Source organism: Xanthomonas hyacinthi (assembly GCF_009769165.1).
GTDB lineage: Bacteria > Pseudomonadota > Gammaproteobacteria > Xanthomonadales > Xanthomonadaceae > Xanthomonas_A > Xanthomonas_A hyacinthi.
This window is the reverse complement of the sequence record NZ_CP043476.1, coordinates 3676607-3693094: the sequence shown is the minus strand read 5'-3', so window position 1 is coordinate 3693094 and position 16488 is coordinate 3676607. Positions and strand designations below refer to the sequence as shown.

At 69.1% G+C, this 16488-nt stretch carries 9 protein-coding genes and 3 pseudogenes; 5 read left to right on the top strand and 7 right to left on the bottom strand.

What is annotated here, in order from left to right; translation table 11 throughout:
* Positions 1-10: 10 nt before the first annotated feature.
* Both FZ025_RS16210 and galA read left to right on the top strand, forming a co-directional pair.
* Positions 11-1201, top strand: a complete 1191-nt coding sequence (locus FZ025_RS16210) for a glycoside hydrolase family 53 protein (RefSeq protein WP_046980049.1) — start codon at positions 11-13, stop codon at positions 1199-1201.
* Complete coding sequence (gene galA, locus FZ025_RS16205; RefSeq protein ID WP_046980050.1) at positions 1198-3753, top strand: beta-galactosidase GalA; 2556 nt, start codon at positions 1198-1200, stop codon at positions 3751-3753. The genes FZ025_RS16210 and galA overlap by 4 nt, the downstream gene beginning before the upstream one ends.
* Positions 3754-4030: 277 nt before the next feature.
* On the opposite strand, the pseudogene FZ025_RS16200 reads toward galA, so the two are convergent.
* Positions 4031-5544 (bottom strand): annotated as a pseudogene (locus FZ025_RS16200) (discoidin domain-containing protein); the annotation flags it as partial.
* Positions 5545-5552: 8 nt separating this feature from the next.
* Positions 5553-6307 (bottom strand): annotated as a pseudogene (locus FZ025_RS16195) (IS5 family transposase).
* A gap of 659 nt (positions 6308-6966) precedes the next feature.
* Between FZ025_RS16195 and mutS the strand changes: the two are divergent.
* Positions 6967-9594 (top strand): DNA mismatch repair protein MutS, encoded by a 2628-nt coding sequence (gene mutS / locus FZ025_RS16190; RefSeq protein WP_046977273.1) that lies wholly within the window; start codon positions 6967-6969, stop codon positions 9592-9594.
* Positions 9595-9724: 130 nt separating this feature from the next.
* Here the strand turns inward: mutS and FZ025_RS16185 are convergent.
* Positions 9725-9907 (bottom strand): annotated as a pseudogene (locus FZ025_RS16185) (glutathione S-transferase); the annotation flags it as partial.
* 271 nt (positions 9908-10178) lie between these two features.
* On the opposite strand from FZ025_RS16185, the gene katG reads away from it, so the two are divergent.
* Positions 10179-12428: a catalase/peroxidase HPI gene (katG, locus tag FZ025_RS16180; protein WP_046977272.1), complete on the top strand. Its 2250-nt coding sequence runs from the start codon at positions 10179-10181 to the stop codon at positions 12426-12428.
* 173 nt (positions 12429-12601) lie between these two features.
* Here the strand turns inward: katG and FZ025_RS16175 are convergent, their stop codons facing one another.
* Entirely contained in the window at positions 12602-13009 is a 408-nt protein-coding gene (locus FZ025_RS16175) for an RNA-binding S4 domain-containing protein (protein WP_046977271.1), read from the bottom strand.
* A 52-nt stretch (positions 13010-13061) separates the two neighbouring features.
* Positions 13062-13280 carry a hypothetical protein gene (locus tag FZ025_RS16170; RefSeq protein WP_046977270.1) on the bottom strand — a complete coding sequence of 73 codons (219 nt, stop codon included), beginning with the start codon at positions 13278-13280 and terminating at the stop codon, positions 13062-13064.
* A 188-nt stretch (positions 13281-13468) separates the two neighbouring features.
* On the opposite strand from FZ025_RS16170, the gene FZ025_RS16165 reads away from it, so the two are divergent.
* Complete coding sequence (locus FZ025_RS16165; protein WP_046977269.1) at positions 13469-14929, top strand: MATE family efflux transporter; 1461 nt, start codon at positions 13469-13471, stop codon at positions 14927-14929.
* A gap of 205 nt (positions 14930-15134) precedes the next feature.
* Here FZ025_RS16165 and rplS read toward each other — a convergent pair whose 3' ends face one another.
* Both rplS and trmD read right to left on the bottom strand, forming a co-directional pair.
* Positions 15135-15551, bottom strand: coding sequence for a 50S ribosomal protein L19 (gene rplS, locus FZ025_RS16160; RefSeq protein ID WP_003470862.1), 417 nt, complete (start codon positions 15549-15551; stop codon positions 15135-15137).
* A 131-nt stretch (positions 15552-15682) separates the two neighbouring features.
* The gene (gene trmD, locus FZ025_RS16155) at positions 15683-16465 is read right to left on the bottom strand and encodes a tRNA (guanosine(37)-N1)-methyltransferase TrmD (RefSeq protein WP_046977268.1); all 783 of its coding nucleotides are present in this window, start codon (positions 16463-16465) and stop codon (positions 15683-15685) included.
* Positions 16466-16488: the final 23 nt, after the last annotated feature.

Below are 16488 nucleotides of genomic sequence, written 5' to 3'. Positions count from 1 at the left end.
CAGGTATCGCATGCCGCACACACGCCGTCACTGGATGCCAGCGCTCGCGCTGGCCCTCGCCGCCGCCCTCGCTCCGGCTGCCGCCGGCGCCGCTCCGCTGTACCTGGGCGCCGACCTGTCCTACGTCAACGAAATGGAGGACTGCGGCGTGCAGTACCGCGAACGCGGCGCGGTGCAGGACCCATTCGCGCTGTTCCACACGCATGGCGCCAACCTGGTGCGCGTGCGCCTGTGGAACGACGCGCGCTGGACCCGCTACAGCGACCTGAGCGACGTCAAGAAGAGCATACGCCACGCCCGCGCGCAGGGCATGCAGGTGCTGCTGGATTTCCACTACTCCGACGACTGGGCCGATGGCGAGAAGCAGTTGATCCCCAAGGCCTGGGCCGCGATCACCGACCAGGACGAACTGGCGCGCACGCTGTACGGCTACACCTACGACACGCTGAGCGCGCTGGACCGCGCCGGGCTGATGCCGGAGCTGGTGCAGGTCGGCAACGAGAGCAACTCGGAGCTGATGGACAGCCAGCCGTGGGACAAGCGCCGGCCGATCGACTGGGCGCGCAACGCCAGGCTGCTGCGCGCCGGCATCCAGGCGGTGCGCGACGCCGGCGCACGCTCGGCGATCAAGCCCAAGGTGATGCTGCATATCGCCCAGCCGGAGAACGTGGAGCCGTGGTTTGCCGCGGCCAGCAAGGCCGGCGTGCGCGATTTCGACGTCATCGGCATCAGCTACTACCGCAAGTGGTCCAGCGAATCGATGACCGGACTCGGCGCCACCATCAAGCGCCTGCGTAAACGCTACCGCGCCGAGGTGATGGTGGTGGAGACCGCCTACCCGTGGACGCTCAAGAGCGGCGACGCCTCGCCCAACCTGCTCGGCGAGGACTCGCTGATTCCAGGCTACCCGGCCACGCCGCAGGGCCAGCTGAAGTACCTGGTCGATCTGACCCAGTTGGTGATCGACAGCGGCGGCAGCGGCGTCGTGTACTGGGAACCGGCCTGGACCAGCAGCAGTTGCAAGACCCGCTGGGGCACCGGCTCGTCGTGGGAGAACGCCAGCTTCTTCGATTTCGGCAACGGCAACGAACTGCTGCCCGGCATCGAGTTCATGCGCCACGCCTACCGGCGCGCGCCCAAGCCCGCTACCAAGGCCAAGCCCGATGCGGTCAAGCCGCACAACCAGGACCCGCAACCATGATCGAACTGAGCCGACGCGAACTGCTGCGCTCGCTGGTCGCCGGCGGCGTGCAGGTAGCCGTTCCCGGCGCGGCGGCGGCCTTGGCGCCGGCAGCGCTGGCCGCGAGCGCCACCGACGCGGGTCAGGCGCTGGTGCTGGACGAAAACGCGCAAGCGCCGCGCGAACGGCTGCTGTGCGATTTCGGCTGGCGTTTCCACCTCGGCCATGCCGACGATCCGGCGCGCGACTTCAACTTCGGCACGTTCCAGCGCACCTACGCCAAGGCCGGCAAGGACACCGCCGACGCGGCCCTGCCCGGCTTCGACGACAGCGGCTGGGACGCGATCGACCTGCCGCACGACTGGGCGGTGGCGCTGCCGGTGCGCCAGGATCCCGCCTCCGCCGCCATGCTGGCCGACGACCCGGCCGCCGCGCATGGCTACAAGCCGCTCGGCCGCAACGACCCGCAGACCAGCATCGGCTGGTACCGGCGCGAACTGGAGATTCCGGCCGAAGACCTAGGCAAGCGGATCTGCCTGGAATTGGACGGCGTGTTCCGCGACTGCATCGTGTTCTGCAACGGCCACATCGTCGGCCGCAACGGCAGCGGCTATTGCGGCTTCGAGGTCGATCTCAGCGACGTGCTCGACTACGGCAAGCGCAACGTCATCGCCGTGCGCGTGGACGCCACCCTGGGCGAAGGCTGGTTCTACGAAGGCGCCGGCATCTATCGCCACGTGTGGCTGCGCAAGACCGATGCGCTGCACGTGCCGCTGGACGGCGTGTTCGTGCGTAGCCCGTGGCAAGGCGGCGCCGCGCAGGCGCTGGTCAGCACCGAACTCGGCAACAGCGGCGCCGAACCGCGCAGTTGCAGCGTCACCTCGGTGATCCGCGCGCCGGACGGGCGCATCGTCGCGCGCGCGACCGCGGCGCCGGTCACCGTGGCGCCGGGCCTGGTGCAGCGCGTCGAACAGACGCTCGATCTCGGCACGCCCGCGCTGTGGTCGCCGGACACGCCGCAGCGCTACACCCTGTCCACCCACCTGCACAGCGACGGCCGCGCCTGCGACGCGCTGAGTACGCGCTTCGGCGTGCGCAGCCTGCAGTTCGACCCGCAGCGCGGCCTGCTGCTCAACGGCGCGCCGTTCAAGCTGCACGGCACCAACAACCACCAGGACCATGCCGGCGTCGGCACCGCCATTCCCGAGCGCCTGCACGAATGGCGCCTGCGCCAGCTCAAGTCAATGGGCTGCAACGCGTACCGCAGCGCGCACAACCCGGCCGCGCCGGAAGTGCTGGAACTGTGCGACCGCCTCGGCCTGCTGGTCATCGACGAGACCCGGCGCATGTCCTCCGACAGCGAGGCGTTGGCCGAACTGGAAACGATGCTGCGGCGCGGCCGCAACCATCCCTGCGTGATGCTGTGGTCGCTCGGCAACGAGGAGCCGCAGATGGTCACCGCGCGCGGCGCGCGCATCGTCGCGCGCATGCAGCGCCTGGTGCGGCGCCTGGATCCGACCCGCCCCACCACCTTCGCGATGGACCAGGGCTTCGACGACAGCGTCGGCCAGATGGTGGACGTGCTCGGCTTCAACTACCGCACCCCGCAGATGGACGCCTTCCACGCGCGCCATCCCGACATCCCGATCTACGGCAGCGAAACCGGCAGCACCGTCGGCGTGCGCGGCAACTACCGCAGCGACGACACGCGCGGCTACTCGCGCGCCTACGACCTCGACCACCCATGGTGGGCGAGCAGCGCCGAAGCCTGGTGGAGCTACGTCGCGCAACGGCCGTACATCGCCGGCGGCTTCGTCTGGACCGGCTTCGACTACCGCGGCGAACCCACCCCGTACAACCGCTGGCCGAACCTGGCCTCGCAGTTCGGCATCCTCGACAGCTGCGGCTTCCCCAAGGACAACTACTGGTACTACCGCGCGCAATGGACCCGCGAGCCGGTGCTGCACCTGTTCCCGCACTGGAACTGGGACGGCCTGCTGGACGAGGGCGACAACGGCATGGTCGACGTCTGGTGCCACAGCAACCTGGACGCGGTGGAACTGCTGGTCAACGGCGCCAGCCAGGGCCTGCAGCACGTGCCCGCCTACGGCCACGTCGAATGGCGGGTGAAGTACGCACCCGGCAGCATCGAAGCGCGCGGTTATCGCGACGGCGAGCAGGTGCTGCTGCAGACCCGCCAGACCGTCGGCGCGCCGGCCGCCGTGCGCCTGCGCAGCGAGCGCCCCGAGTTGCTTGCCGATGCCGAGGATGTCGCCGTGGTCGCGGTCGAGATCGTGGATGCGCAAGGCCGCGTCGTCCCCACTGCCGACACCGCCGTGCGCTTCGCCGTACGCGGTGCCGGCCGACTGATCGGCCTGGGCAACGGCGACCCGGCCAGCCACGAGAACGACAAGGGCGACAGCCGCCGCGCGTTCAATGGCCTGTGCATGGCGCTGCTGCAGACCTCGCGCATGACCGGCACGCTGGTGCTGGAAGCGACTGCACCCGGATTGGCCCCTGCCCGGCTGGCGCTGAAGACCGTGCGAACCAAGGCACGGCCGTTCGTGGCCTGACGCGGGCGCGTCCTTTCAAGTAACCACGCCGGCGCGCGCACGGCGGACGCCGGGCGCTCCCGACTCCGCCCCTCCTGAGCAGGTGCCCAGGCGCACCATCTACGCCCCGCCCATGCCGTGGTCGGAGCGATATCCACGCACGCCTGGGTGAAGTCGCCGACGCTTCGCCCCGAAGCCGATCTTCACCGCCTCTCACGCATCTCCAAGCCCGTGAAGCTGCGTCGCCCCAGCGATGCGCTCCCCCCCGCGGCGCATGGCCGTGAGGGATCGCAAGCCGTCAGCGCAAGCGCGAGAATGCACCGATGCCGGCGATCGCCAGCCGCTCGGCGGGCACCGCCGTTTCGGCAAACGACAGCCGCAGGTAGCGGATCTGGCGGACCTCGGGGAAATTCAGACGCTGGGTCGAGAGCGCATAGGCAATATTGGACAGCTCGCCGGCCCCGGCCGGTTGCCAGTGCTGGCCATCTTCGCTGCTTTCGGCGCGATAGCCTTTCGGCGGCGCCGCGCCGTTCATCACCGTGCGCGAGGGCGTGAGGCTGAAGCCAGCGACCTGACGCAACGCGCCGAGGTCGATGGTCACCTGCGCGGGATGGCCAGGCTTCGGAGCGGGCATGATCCAGATCGTGCCGGCATCGTCGTCGAGCAACTTCTCCGCCCCCGGTGCGCTGGCCTCGACGATTCGCCAACCAGCGCTGGACAGCACGTCCGGCGCGTTCGCCGTCGGCCGCGCGACCGCAACCGGCGCAACAGCGCGGAACAGCGCGAATTCGCTGATCGCCGGGCATACCGGCGCCTCGAGCACGAGCAGGCGCACACGGCGCGCGGCGACCGGGGAATCGAGCCGCAGGATCCGCTGTGCACCGATGCATTGCGCTTCGGCCAACCGCCGCCATTGCCCATCGACCTCGGCTTCGATCGCGAAGCGGGTGACGCGCACGCCCAGCGGCAGGTATTCGCGCAGCCGGATCAAGTCGAAGCTGCGCACCGCCGACAGTTCCAGCGTCAGCGTCGGCGTGGTGACGTCGTCCGGCGTGGACCAGTAGCTGTCCGGCTGACGGTCGAGCACGCGCGCCGGCTCGAACCCAGGACCGCGAGACGCGCTGGCGCTGGCCTTGGCGCCCTTGGCCAGATCGATGGCGAAGCTGCCGCGGATCGCGTCGCCGAAGCTCTGCAGTACCGCAACGTCGTGGTCGGCGATACAGCCGCGCCGGTCGGGCGGAAGATTGAGGTTCATGTTGGTGCCGCGCGCGACGGAGGTGTCGAAATAGCGCACCAGATTCTCCGGGCTGCGCACCTTGCCGTCTTCATCGGCATGGTAGAACCAGCCCGGGCGGATCGAGGTGTTGGTTTCCGCGGGCCACCACAGTGCCGCCCCGCGCACGCCGGCATTGCCGTTTTCCTGGGTGTAAGCGGCATTGGGCATGGTCGGCCAGCACGGATCGCCGGCGACGCCGTCCTCGTTGCCGACCCAACGGATATCGGCGCCGAGCGGGTCGAAGGTGCAGGCCATCGGCTGGTGCTGGTGGACCAGCTCGATCATCCGCGCCCGGTCAGGCGTGTCGGCCAAAGGCAGAGCCCATCGTGGTGCTTGGCGGTAAAAATGAGCCCTTTCAGATTGCCGGCCTTGGCAGCGGCGACAATTTGATCGGCAGAGAAATCACTGGGATCGAATTTGCGCGGATCTTCGTCGCCGTAGCCCCATTCCTTGTCGGTATCGGTAAAGGTGTTCATCGCAAAATGCACGAAGGCGTATTGCTCCCACCGATGCCACCGCAGCTGTCGCGCGCTAGGGCGTGTCATCAATTAAGCAGGATGACAGAGGCGATCCAGTAAATCGCGCCGAGGAAGTTGCCGGCGGTCTTGTCGTATCGGGTGGCAATGGCCCGGTACTGCTTGAGTTTGGCAAAGAAGTTCTCGATCAGGTGTCGATCCTTGTACAGCACCCGGTCGTAGTCGCGCTGCACTTTGCGCGTTGGATGGGAGGGGATGACAATCTGCGTCCCCTGCCGCTGCATCGGCTCGATGACACGTGCCCTGGCATCGTAGGCGCGGTCAGCGAGCAGGGCGCCGACCGACAGTTGCGGCAGCAACGCATCTGCACCTTCCAGATCCGACGCCTGGCCTGCGGTCAGATGAAACGCCACCGGATTGCCCAGTGCATCGACCACGGCGTGGATCTTGCTGCTTAGCCCGCCTCGGCTGCGTCCGATGGCCTGCGGCGCCCCCCTTTTGCCCCGGCGCTGTGCTGATGCGCCCGGACGATGGTGCTGTCGATCATCGCGTACTCATTGTCCGCCTCCTCTGACAGGGCGTGGAACACGCGTTGCCAGACGCCGGACCGGCTCCAGCGGCTATGCCGCAGGTGGATCACGCGGAAGTCGCCGAAGCGCTCAGGCAGATCCCGCCAGGGGATGCCGGCTCGGTAGCGGTAGAGCACGGCTTCGACAAACAGCCGGTTGTCCTTGGCGGTCACACCCACATGGCCGGCTCGGCCGGGGAGCAGGTCACGGATGCGATCCCACTGATCGTCTCGCAGGGCGTAGCGGCGTGCCATTGCAGGGGTGTGCAGGAAAGAAAGGGGCAACAAGCATCGCCTATCCGAACAATTGATGACAATCCCTAGGCACGGCGCCCCACGGCGCCGGCCCCCTGGGGCGCGGCGCGGCCGCGATCCGAGCGGCGAATGCGCTGAAACTTGCGGCGACGGCCACAACACCAGTGGCAAGAAAGGCACGACGATCGATCATTAGCGCCTCCGACTCTGCACAAGCTCAGATCTTTAGCTTTTCCAACGGCGGAAGGGTTCTGCCCCGAAGCCACGGACGGTTGTGCAAGGGTGGAGAACGTCGATCCTGTGTGGCGATCCTTTGCGGCATCCTTGGGCGATCGAACTGCGCGTTGTCGCCGATCCCCAGTTGCCGCGCCACCCGAGCGCAGCTGATGCCCGGCCGGCCAGCCGGCGCAACCGCACCGGGCTTGAACTCGGCACCGAACGTGCTGCGCGTGGACAGAACATTCCTCGTGGCCCTGATCGGCCGTCCTGCAAGTGTCCATGGAAACGGGGCAGCACCCGGAGTTCCACAGTGGATCGGCAGATGGCGCGTCGGACCGTAGAGCCACGCTGGAGCTGCGCCACCCTGTCATTTGTTGGCTGCACGCGTCCATACTTGCCCACAGACAACCATCCCGAAATTCTTTAACCCATTGAATCCGATGCAAAATCGAGAGAAAACCCAAGCTCCTGGAAGCGCGGCAGAGCACACCCCGCTGATGAAGCAGTTCTTCGCCGCCAAGTCCGAGTACCCGGACCTGCTGCTGTTCTTCCGCATGGGCGATTTCTACGAGCTGTTCTACGACGACGCGCGCAAGGCCGCGCGGCTGCTGGACATCACCCTGACCCAGCGCGGTAGCTCCGGTGGTGCGCCGATCCCGATGGCCGGGGTGCCGGTGCATGCCTACGAGGGCTACCTGGCGCGGCTGGTGGCGTTGGGCGAGTCGGTGGCGATCTGCGAGCAGATCGGCGATCCGGCGCTGGCCAAGGGCCTGGTCGAGCGCAAGGTGGTGCGCGTGGTCACCCCGGGCACGGTCACCGACGAGGCGCTGCTCGACGAGCGCCGCGACACCTTGCTGATGGCGATCGCGCGCAACAAGCACGGCTACGGCCTGGCCTGGGCCGATCTGGCCGGCGGCCGCTTCCTGGTCAACGAGGTCGACAGCGAGGACGCGCTGGAGGCGGAGCTGGCGCGGCTGGAGCCGGCCGAACTGCTGGTGCCCGACGAGGACCAGTGGCCCGAGTTCCTGCGCGAGCGCCGCGGCGTGCGCCGCCGCGCGCCGTGGCTGTTCGACGCCGACAGCGGCCGCCGTCAGTTGCTCAACTTCTTCCAGCTGCACGATCTGAGCGCATTCGGCCTCGACGACGACAATTCCGGCAAGGGCCGGCGCGCCATCGCCGCCGCCGCCGCCCTGCTCGGCTACGTGGAGGAGACGCAGAAACAGCGCCTGCCGCATCTGACCGCGATCGCGATGGAGACCGCCAGCGAGGCGATCGCGATGAACGCCGCCACCCGCCGCCATCTGGAGCTGGACACGCGGGTGGACGGCGATACCCGCAACACCTTGCTCGGCGTGCTCGACAGCACGGTCACGCCGATGGGCGGACGCCTGCTGCGGCGCTGGCTGCACCGCCCGCTGCGCCTGCGCGAGGTGCTGGTGCAGCGTCACCACGCGGTCGGCACGCTGATCGACCGCGGCGCCGATGCCGACCTGCGCGACGCGTTCCGCGCGCTCGGCGACCTCGAGCGCATCCTCACCCGGATGGCGCTGCGTTCGGCGCGGCCGCGCGATTTCTCCACGCTGCGCGACGGCCTGGGCCTGCTGCCGGCGGTGCGCGCGGTCCTGGCGCCGCTGGATTCGCCGCGGCTGGCCGCGCTGGCCGCGGAACTGGGCCAGCACGACGAGATCGCGCACCTGCTGGCCTCGGCCATCGCCGAGCAGCCGCCGCTCAAGCTCAGCGACGGCGGCGTCATCGCCGCCGACTACGACGCCGAGCTGGACGAACTGCGCCGGCTCAGTACCCATGCCGACCAGTTCCTGATCGACCTGGAAGCGCGCGAGCGCGCCAGCAGCGGCATCGCCACGCTGAAGGTCGGCTACAACCGCGTGCACGGCTACTACATCGAGATCAGCAAGGGCCAGGCCGACAAGGCGCCGGTGCACTACACGCGGCGGCAGACGCTGACCAACGCCGAGCGCTACATCACCGAGGAACTGAAGAACTTCGAGGACAAGGTGCTGTCGGCGCGCGAGCGCGCGCTGGCGCGCGAGAAGCTGTTGTACGAAGCCCTGCTGGACACCCTGGGCGAACGCCTGGAACCGCTCAAGCGCGCCGCCGCCGCGCTCAGCGAACTGGACGTGCTGGCCGGCTTCGCCGAGCGCGCGCAGGCGCTGGACTGGGCGCAGCCGGAACTGGAAAGCGCGCCGTGCCTGCGCATCGAACGCGGCCGCCACCCGGTGGTGGAAGCGGTGCGCGAGCAGCCGTTCGAACCCAACGACCTGGACCTGCATCCGGAGCGGCGCATGCTGGTGATCACCGGCCCGAACATGGGCGGCAAATCCACCTACATGCGCCAGAACGCGCTGATCGTGCTGTTGGCGCACATCGGCAGCTACGTACCGGCCACGCGTGCGGTGATCGGCCCGATCGACCGCATCCTGACCCGCATCGGCGCTGGCGACGACCTGGCGCGCGGCCAGTCCACCTTCATGGTGGAAATGGCAGAAACCAGCTACATCCTGCACCACGCCAGCGCGCAGTCGCTGGTGCTGATGGACGAGATCGGCCGTGGCACCTCCACCTACGACGGCCTGGCCCTGGCCGACGCGGTGGCGCGCCACCTGGCCCACCACAACCGCTGCTACACCCTGTTCGCCACGCACTATTTCGAACTGACCGCGCTGGCCGACGAATCGGTCGCAGGCGGCGCCAGCGGCATCGCCAACGTGCACCTGGATGCGGTCGAGCACGGCGACAAACTGGTGTTCATGCACGCGGTCAAGGACGGCCCGGCCAACCGCAGTTTCGGCCTGCAGGTGGCGGCGCTGGCCGGCCTGCCCAAGGCCACCGTCGCGCAGGCGCGGCGGCGGCTGGCGGAACTGGAGCAGCGCGGCGGCGAGAGCCACGCCTCGCAGATGGTGCCGCAGGCGCTGGACGCGCCGCAGCAGTTCGGCCTGTTCGCCGCCGCGCCGTCGGCGGCGCAGGACGCGCTGGCGGCGCTGGACCCGGACGAGCTGACCCCCAAGCAGGCGCTGGAAGCCTTGTACCGGCTCAAGTCGCTGCTGTAGCGCCTTGCACGCAGCCTGCCCCGGACCGGACCGCACCTCCTCCACCCCGGCAGCCCCTCTCCCACCGGGAGAGGGGTTGGGGTGAGGGTCCGGCCGCGCAGCACACGCAACCGCTGCAGACCGCATTCCGCTAGACGCTAGCCGGCGCCACGCTCGCCGACATGTCCGGATTCGGATGCGCCGCGATCAACGCATCGTCGATGGCGTTGGCACGCAGCGCCCCGGGCCGGGCGACATGCTGTTGCGCGAAGGCGACGCATGCGGGACGCCGCTCGAGCAGGCCGACACGCAGGTAGAAACCCAGCACGGCCGCGGCAAGGCCAATCCGGTCGGCACGCTCCGGTCAAACCGCGGACACGGTCTACGGCGATCCTCGAGCCGCTCCGCACCGCCATTTCATAGAGATTACCTATCGATCCCGTAGGATCATTCGAATTCCCTACCGCAATGACTCCGCCTATCGTGTCTTCCAATCGCCGTGCGCCATGCTTGCATTCCTTGCATCCAAGCGCCCGGCCCCGCAATCACGCGCACCGTACGACCACGGCGCGCGGCCACCCAGCGTCCATCAAGGTAGCCTAGCCATGACCAGCGAATCGAAGTGCCCGTTCCACAGCGCCGCCAGCAGCGGCACCACGAACCAGGACTGGTGGCCGCAGCAGTTGCGCGTGGACCTGCTCAGCCAGCATTCGTCCAGGACCAATCCGCTGGGCGACACGTTCGACTACGCCAAGGCCTTCAACACACTCGACCTGCAGGCGCTGAAGCAGGACCTGCACGCGCTGATGACCGATTCGCAGGACTGGTGGCCGGCCGACTTCGGCCACTACGGCCCGTTGTTCATCCGCATGGCCTGGCATAGCGCCGGCACCTATCGCACCGGCGATGGCCGCGGCGGCGGCGGCCGCGGCCAGCAGCGCTTCGCCCCGCTCAACAGCTGGCCGGACAACGTCAGCCTGGACAAGGCGCGGCGCCTGCTGTGGCCGATCAAGCAGAAGTACGGGCAGGCGATCTCCTGGGCCGACCTGCTGATCCTCACCGGCAACGTCGCGCTGGAATCGATGGGCTTCAAGGCCTTCGGTTTCGCCGGCGGCCGCGAAGACACCTGGGAGCCGGACCAGGACGTGTACTGGGGCCGCGAGACCACCTGGCTGGGCGGCGACGTGCGCTATGCGCATGGCTCGGACGGTGTGGACAAAGCCGACGGCGTGCTGGTGTCCGACGACGATGCCGATGGTGACGTGCACACGCGCAATCTGGAAAACCCGCTGGCCGCGGTGCAGATGGGCCTGATCTACGTCAATCCGGAAGGCCCGGACGGCAATCCCGATCCGCTGCTCGCCGCCAAGGACATCCGCGACACCTTCGCGCGCATGGCGATGAACGACGAAGAGACGGTCGCGTTGATCGCCGGCGGCCATACCTTCGGCAAGACCCACGGCGCCGGCCCGGCCGACAATGTGGGCGCCGAACCCGAGGCCTCCGACCTGGACGCGCAAGGCCTGGGCTGGCGCAACCGCTTCGGCAGCGGCAAGGGCGGCGACACCATCACCAGCGGCCTGGAGGTCACCTGGACCACCACCCCGACGCAGTGGAGCAACGATTTCTTCGAACACCTGTTCAAGTTCGAGTGGGAGCTGAGCAAGAGCCCGGCCGGCGCGCACCAGTGGGTGGCGAAGAACGCGCAGGCGCTGATCCCGGACGCGCACGATGCGTCGAAGAAGCGCCTGCCGACCATGCTCACCACCGACCTGGCGCTGCGCTTCGATCCGGCCTACGCCGCGATCTCGCGCCGCTTCCTGGAGCACCCCGAGCAGCTCGCCGATGCCTTCGCCCGCGCCTGGTTCAAGCTGACCCACCGCGACATGGGCCCGCGTGCGCGCTACCTCGGCCCCGACGTGCCGGCCGAAGAACTGCTCTGGCAGGACCCGATCCCCGCGCTGGACCATGCCCTGGTCGATGCGCAGGACATCGCCGCACTCAAGCGCAGCCTCCTCGACTCGGGCCTGAGCATCGCGCAACTGGTCTCGACCGCGTGGGCCTCGGCCTCCACCTTCCGCGGCTCGGACAAGCGCGGCGGCGCCAACGGCGCGCGCATCCGCCTGGCGCCGCAGAAGGACTGGGAGGTCAACCAGCCCGAACAGCTGGCGCAGGTGCTGGCTGCGCTGGAACGCATCCAGGCGCAGTTCAACGGCGCCCAGAGTGGCGGCAAGAAGATCTCGCTGGCCGACCTGATCGTGCTCGGCGGCGCCGCCGCGGTCGAGCGGGCGGCGCAGAACGCCGGGCAGACGCTGACCGTGCCATTCGCGCCGGGGCGCATGGACGCCTTGCAGGAACAGACCGACGTCGAATCGTTCGCGGTGCTGGAACCGGTGGCCGACGGCTTCCGCAACTACAGCAAACGCCGCTACGCGGTGCCGGCCGAGGCGCTGCTGATCGACAAGGCGCAGCTGCTGACCCTGACCGCGCCGGAGATGACCGTGCTGGTCGGCGGCCTGCGCGTGCTCGGCGCCAATGTCGGCCAATCGGCGCATGGCGTGTTCACCAAGCGCGCCGACACGCTGAGCAACGACTTCTTCGCCAACCTGCTGGACATGCGCATCGAATGGAAGGCGACCTCGGATGCAAAGGAGCTGTACGCAGGCCGCGACCGCGCCAGCGGCGAACAACAGTGGACCGGCACGCGCGCGGACCTGGTGTTCGGTTCCAACTCGATCCTGCGCGCGCTGGCCGAGGTGTATGCCAGTGCCGACGCGCAGCAGAAGTTCGTGCGCGACTTCGTCGCGGCCTGGAGCAAGGTGATGGAGTTGGACCGCTTCGACCTGGCGGCCTGAGTTCGGCGACAGGCCCGGCATCGCCAAGGCGGCTGGGTGCCCTGTAGGAGGGACTTCAGTCCCGACTGCATGCTGCCTCGAAAAGTCCGCCGCTTCGCCCGTCGCGGCTGAAGTCGCTCGCACAAGGGTGTAGGCGCGGCAATGGCACACCGGCCCTTCGATCATGCCCCCGCCTACAGCGCGTCCAGGTCGCCCAGCGCGCGGATCAGGCGCCGCGCGCGCTTGTCCGGCTTGCCCTCAGGCGCCTGGTAGCCGTTGCGTTCGGCGCTGCGTTGCGCGCGTTGCTGCGCGCGACGCGCGCGCGAGGCCTCGCTCTCCAGGTACAGCGTCTGCGCGACGCTGGCCGGGCCGCGGTTGTCGCTGAGCGCCAGCACCTGGATCTCGAACACCTCGTCGCCGCGCTCCACCCGCAAGCGCTCGCCCACGCGCACCGCGCGCGAGGATTTCGGCCGCTGTCCGGCCACGTCCACCTTGCCGGTTTCCACCGCCTGCTTGGCCACGCTGCGGGTCTTGAAGAAGCGCGCGGCCCATAGCCAGACATCCAGCCGGACCACACTCGGTTGCGCTAGCGGTTCATTCATCGTGCTTACGGAAATCCACGTTCATCGGTCGGTCGTCGCGGCGCGCGCTGGACTACTGCAGCGACGCCGACGGATGGCGGCGCAGCCGGCGCTGGCTGACCGCCAGGCCGTCGGCGCGCGACGGGATCGCGCTGTCGCCCTCGCCGACCAGGCATTGCGGGGGTTCGCCCGGCCGCGGGTTGGCTCCGGTCCCACGCGCGTCGTCGGCGCAAGCGGCCAGCGCCAGCGCGCTGCATCCGATCCACTGCAGATTGCGGCGCGATCGCGGCATTGCAAGTTTCTCTGGTGGGTACTGCGCCGACAGCCTGCGCCCCGGCCTGCAGCTACGCCGCAAGCCAGCATCCGCATCGACGCATTCAGTCTAGGACGTTCCCAACCGCGCCACCTCTGCCATGCGTCGCCCCCCGGGTTCGCGTGCAGGTGCTAGTGTGCCGGGCTTCCCATCCGTGCAGGCATGCAATGCCCAAGTCCGCCGCGCTCACCGAAGGCCCGATCGGCCGGCAGTTGCTGCTGTTCTCGCTGCCGATCCTGGCCGGCAACATCGCGCAATCGCTGAACGGCTCGGTCAACGCCGTCTGGATCGGCCGTTATCTTGGCGAAGCGGCGCTGACCGCGGTGGCCAACGCCAACAGCATCATGTTCTTCCTGATCGGCTCGGTGTTCGGCATCGGCATGGCCGCCACCATCCTGATCGGCCAGGCGATGGGCCGCGGCGACGTGGCCCAGGCGCGGCGGGTGATGGGCACCAGTGCCACGTTCTTCATCGGCATCTCGGTGCTGATCGCGGCCGGCGGCTGGTGGCTGGCGCGGCACCTGCTCGCGGCGATGGGCACGCCGGCCGCCTCGCTGCCGCTGGCCGAGGCCTATCTGCGCGTGATCTTCCTGGCGATGCCGCTGCTGTACGCGTTCGCGTTCCTGTCCGCGGCGCTGCGCGGCGCCGGCGATGCGCGCACCCCGTTCCGCTTCCTGCTGCTGTCGGTGCTGCTGGACATCGGCTTCAATCCGCTGCTGCTGTTCGGGCTGGGGCCGTTCCCGAAACTGGGCATCGCCGGCGCCGCCTGGGCCACGCTGATCGCCCAGGCCATCGCGCTGGCCGGGCTGCTGCTGTATCTGCGCCACAAGCGCCATGTGCTGTGGCTGGGGCGGCAGGACGCGCGGCTGTTCCGCATCGATGCGACGATCCTGCGCGCGCTGATCGTCAAGGGCGTGCCGATGGGGCTGCAGATGGTGCTGATCTCGCTGGCGATGATCGTGATGATGTCGATGGTCAACGGCTACGGCACCGATACCTCGGCCGCCTACGGCGCCGCAATGCAGCTGTGGACCTATGTGCAGATGCCGGCGATGGCGATCGGCGCGGCCTGCTCGTCGATGGCCGCACAGAACGTCGGCGCGCAGCGCTGGGACCGGGTCGCGGCGACCGCGCGGCAGGGCGTGCTGTTCAACTTCCTGCTGACCGGCGCGCTGATCGCACCGCTGATCCTGCTCGACCGCTGGACCCTGGCGCTGTTCCTGCCGCCGCACAGCGCGGCGCTGGAGAGCGCGCGCCATCTCAACCACATCGCGGTGTGGTCGTTCCTGTTCTTCGGCGTGACCTTCGTGATCTCCGGCGTGGTCCGCGCCACCGGCGCGGTGCTCCCGCCGCTGCTGATCCTGGCGCTGTCGCTGTGGGGCATCCGCGTGCCGTTCGCGCAGCTGCTGCAGCCGCAGTTCGGCGCCGACGCGGTGTGGTGGAGCTTCCCGACCAGCGCGACCTGCTCGATGGGGCTGTCGCTGGCCTATTACCGCTGGGGCAACTGGCGCAAGGCGCACATGCTGGCGCAGCCGCGCCCGGAGGAAATGGCGCATCCCGCGGAAGTGCCGGCGCAGCCGCCGGCGCCGGTGGCCGACGTGGCGATCGCGCAGGATCCGGCGCGCTGAGCGCTGCGCGCGGACCCTGGACAGAACGGCCTAGCGCTGCATGCGAAAGCAGGCTGAAGCCCCGACCGGAAACCAACAGTCGCGGCAATGCCCATCGCAAGCGCGCATCTGCGCGCATCGCGACGCAGCTGCGCGCAGCAACCCCGCAAACGCAAACGGCCGCCCGAAGGCGGCCGTCGCGGCAGCGACCGGAGTCGCTGGGGGATTACTCGGCCTTGGCGGCGGCCGCAGCGGCCTGGCGCGCGACCTTGGCCTGCGCAGCGGCGGCCAGATCTTCCTTGATGCGGGCGGCCTTGCCTTCCAGGCCACGCAGGTAGTACAGCTTGCCGGCGCGGACCTTGCCGCGGCGCTTCACTTCGACCGAGTCGATGATGGCGCTGTGGCTCTGGAACACGCGCTCCACGCCGAAGCCGTGCGAGATCTTGCGCACGGTGAACGAGGAGTTCAGGCCGGCGTTCTTGGTACCGATCACCACGCCTTCGTAGGCCTGGACGCGCTCGCGGTTGCCTTCCTTCACCTTGACGTTGACGACGATGGTGTCGCCCTGGTTGAACTCCGGCAGCTTGCGCTGGATCTGGGCGGCTTCGAAGTCGGCCAGGATGGTCTTGTTGAGCTTGCTCATGGTGGGCACCGCTTGTGTCTGGTGAGGTGGTCCGGCAGTCGCCGCACGGCGATTGCGCGATATACGGATGGGCCAAGCACAGAGGGCTTGACCGGAAAGCCGCGCATTTTAACCCAGTCGTGCCGCCATGGCTAGGGCTTGGATGGATTTTCCTGCGCGGGCGACGGATCGGCCTGCAGGCCCTGGCGGAATTCCTCCAGCAGCCGCCGGTCGACCGCGCTCAGCGCGGCCTGGTCCAGCAGCTCCGGGCGCCGCAGCCAGGTCCGGCCCAGCGCCTGCATGCGCCGCCAGCGCGCGATCGCGGCATGGTTGCCGGAGCGCAGGATGGCCGGCACCTCGCCCAGCGCGTGCTCGCGCGGATGGGTGTAGTGCGGGCAGTCGAGCAGCCCGTCCGGGCCTTCGAAGCTGTCCTGGGCGGCGGACTCGGCATCGTTCAGCGCGCCCTCCTGCAGCCGGGTCACCGCATCGACCAGCACCGCCGCGGCCAGCTCGCCGCCGGACAGCACGTAGTCGCCGATCGAGATCTCCTCGTCCACCGCGGCGGCGACGAAGCGCTCGTCCACCCCCTCGTAGCGTCCGCACAGCAGCACCAGCCGCGGCAGCGCCGCCAGTTGGCGGGCCCTGGCCTGGGTCAGCGGCGCGCCCTGCGGGCTCAGGTAGATCACCGGCGCCGGTTGCGGGTCGGCGTCGCGCACCGCCTGCAGGCAGGCCTGCAGCGGCTCGATCATCATCACCATGCCCGGGCCGCCGCCGAACGGGCGGTCGTCCACCTTGCGGTAGCCGCCGGTGGCGTAATCGCGCGGGTTCCAGCCGTGCAGCGCCAGCAGCGCACGCTCCTGCGCGCGGCCGACCACGCCGAACGCGGCGCACTGGGCGACGAACTCGGGGAACAGGCTGATGACGTCGATGCGCATTGGGGCGGGGAATGGGGAGTCGG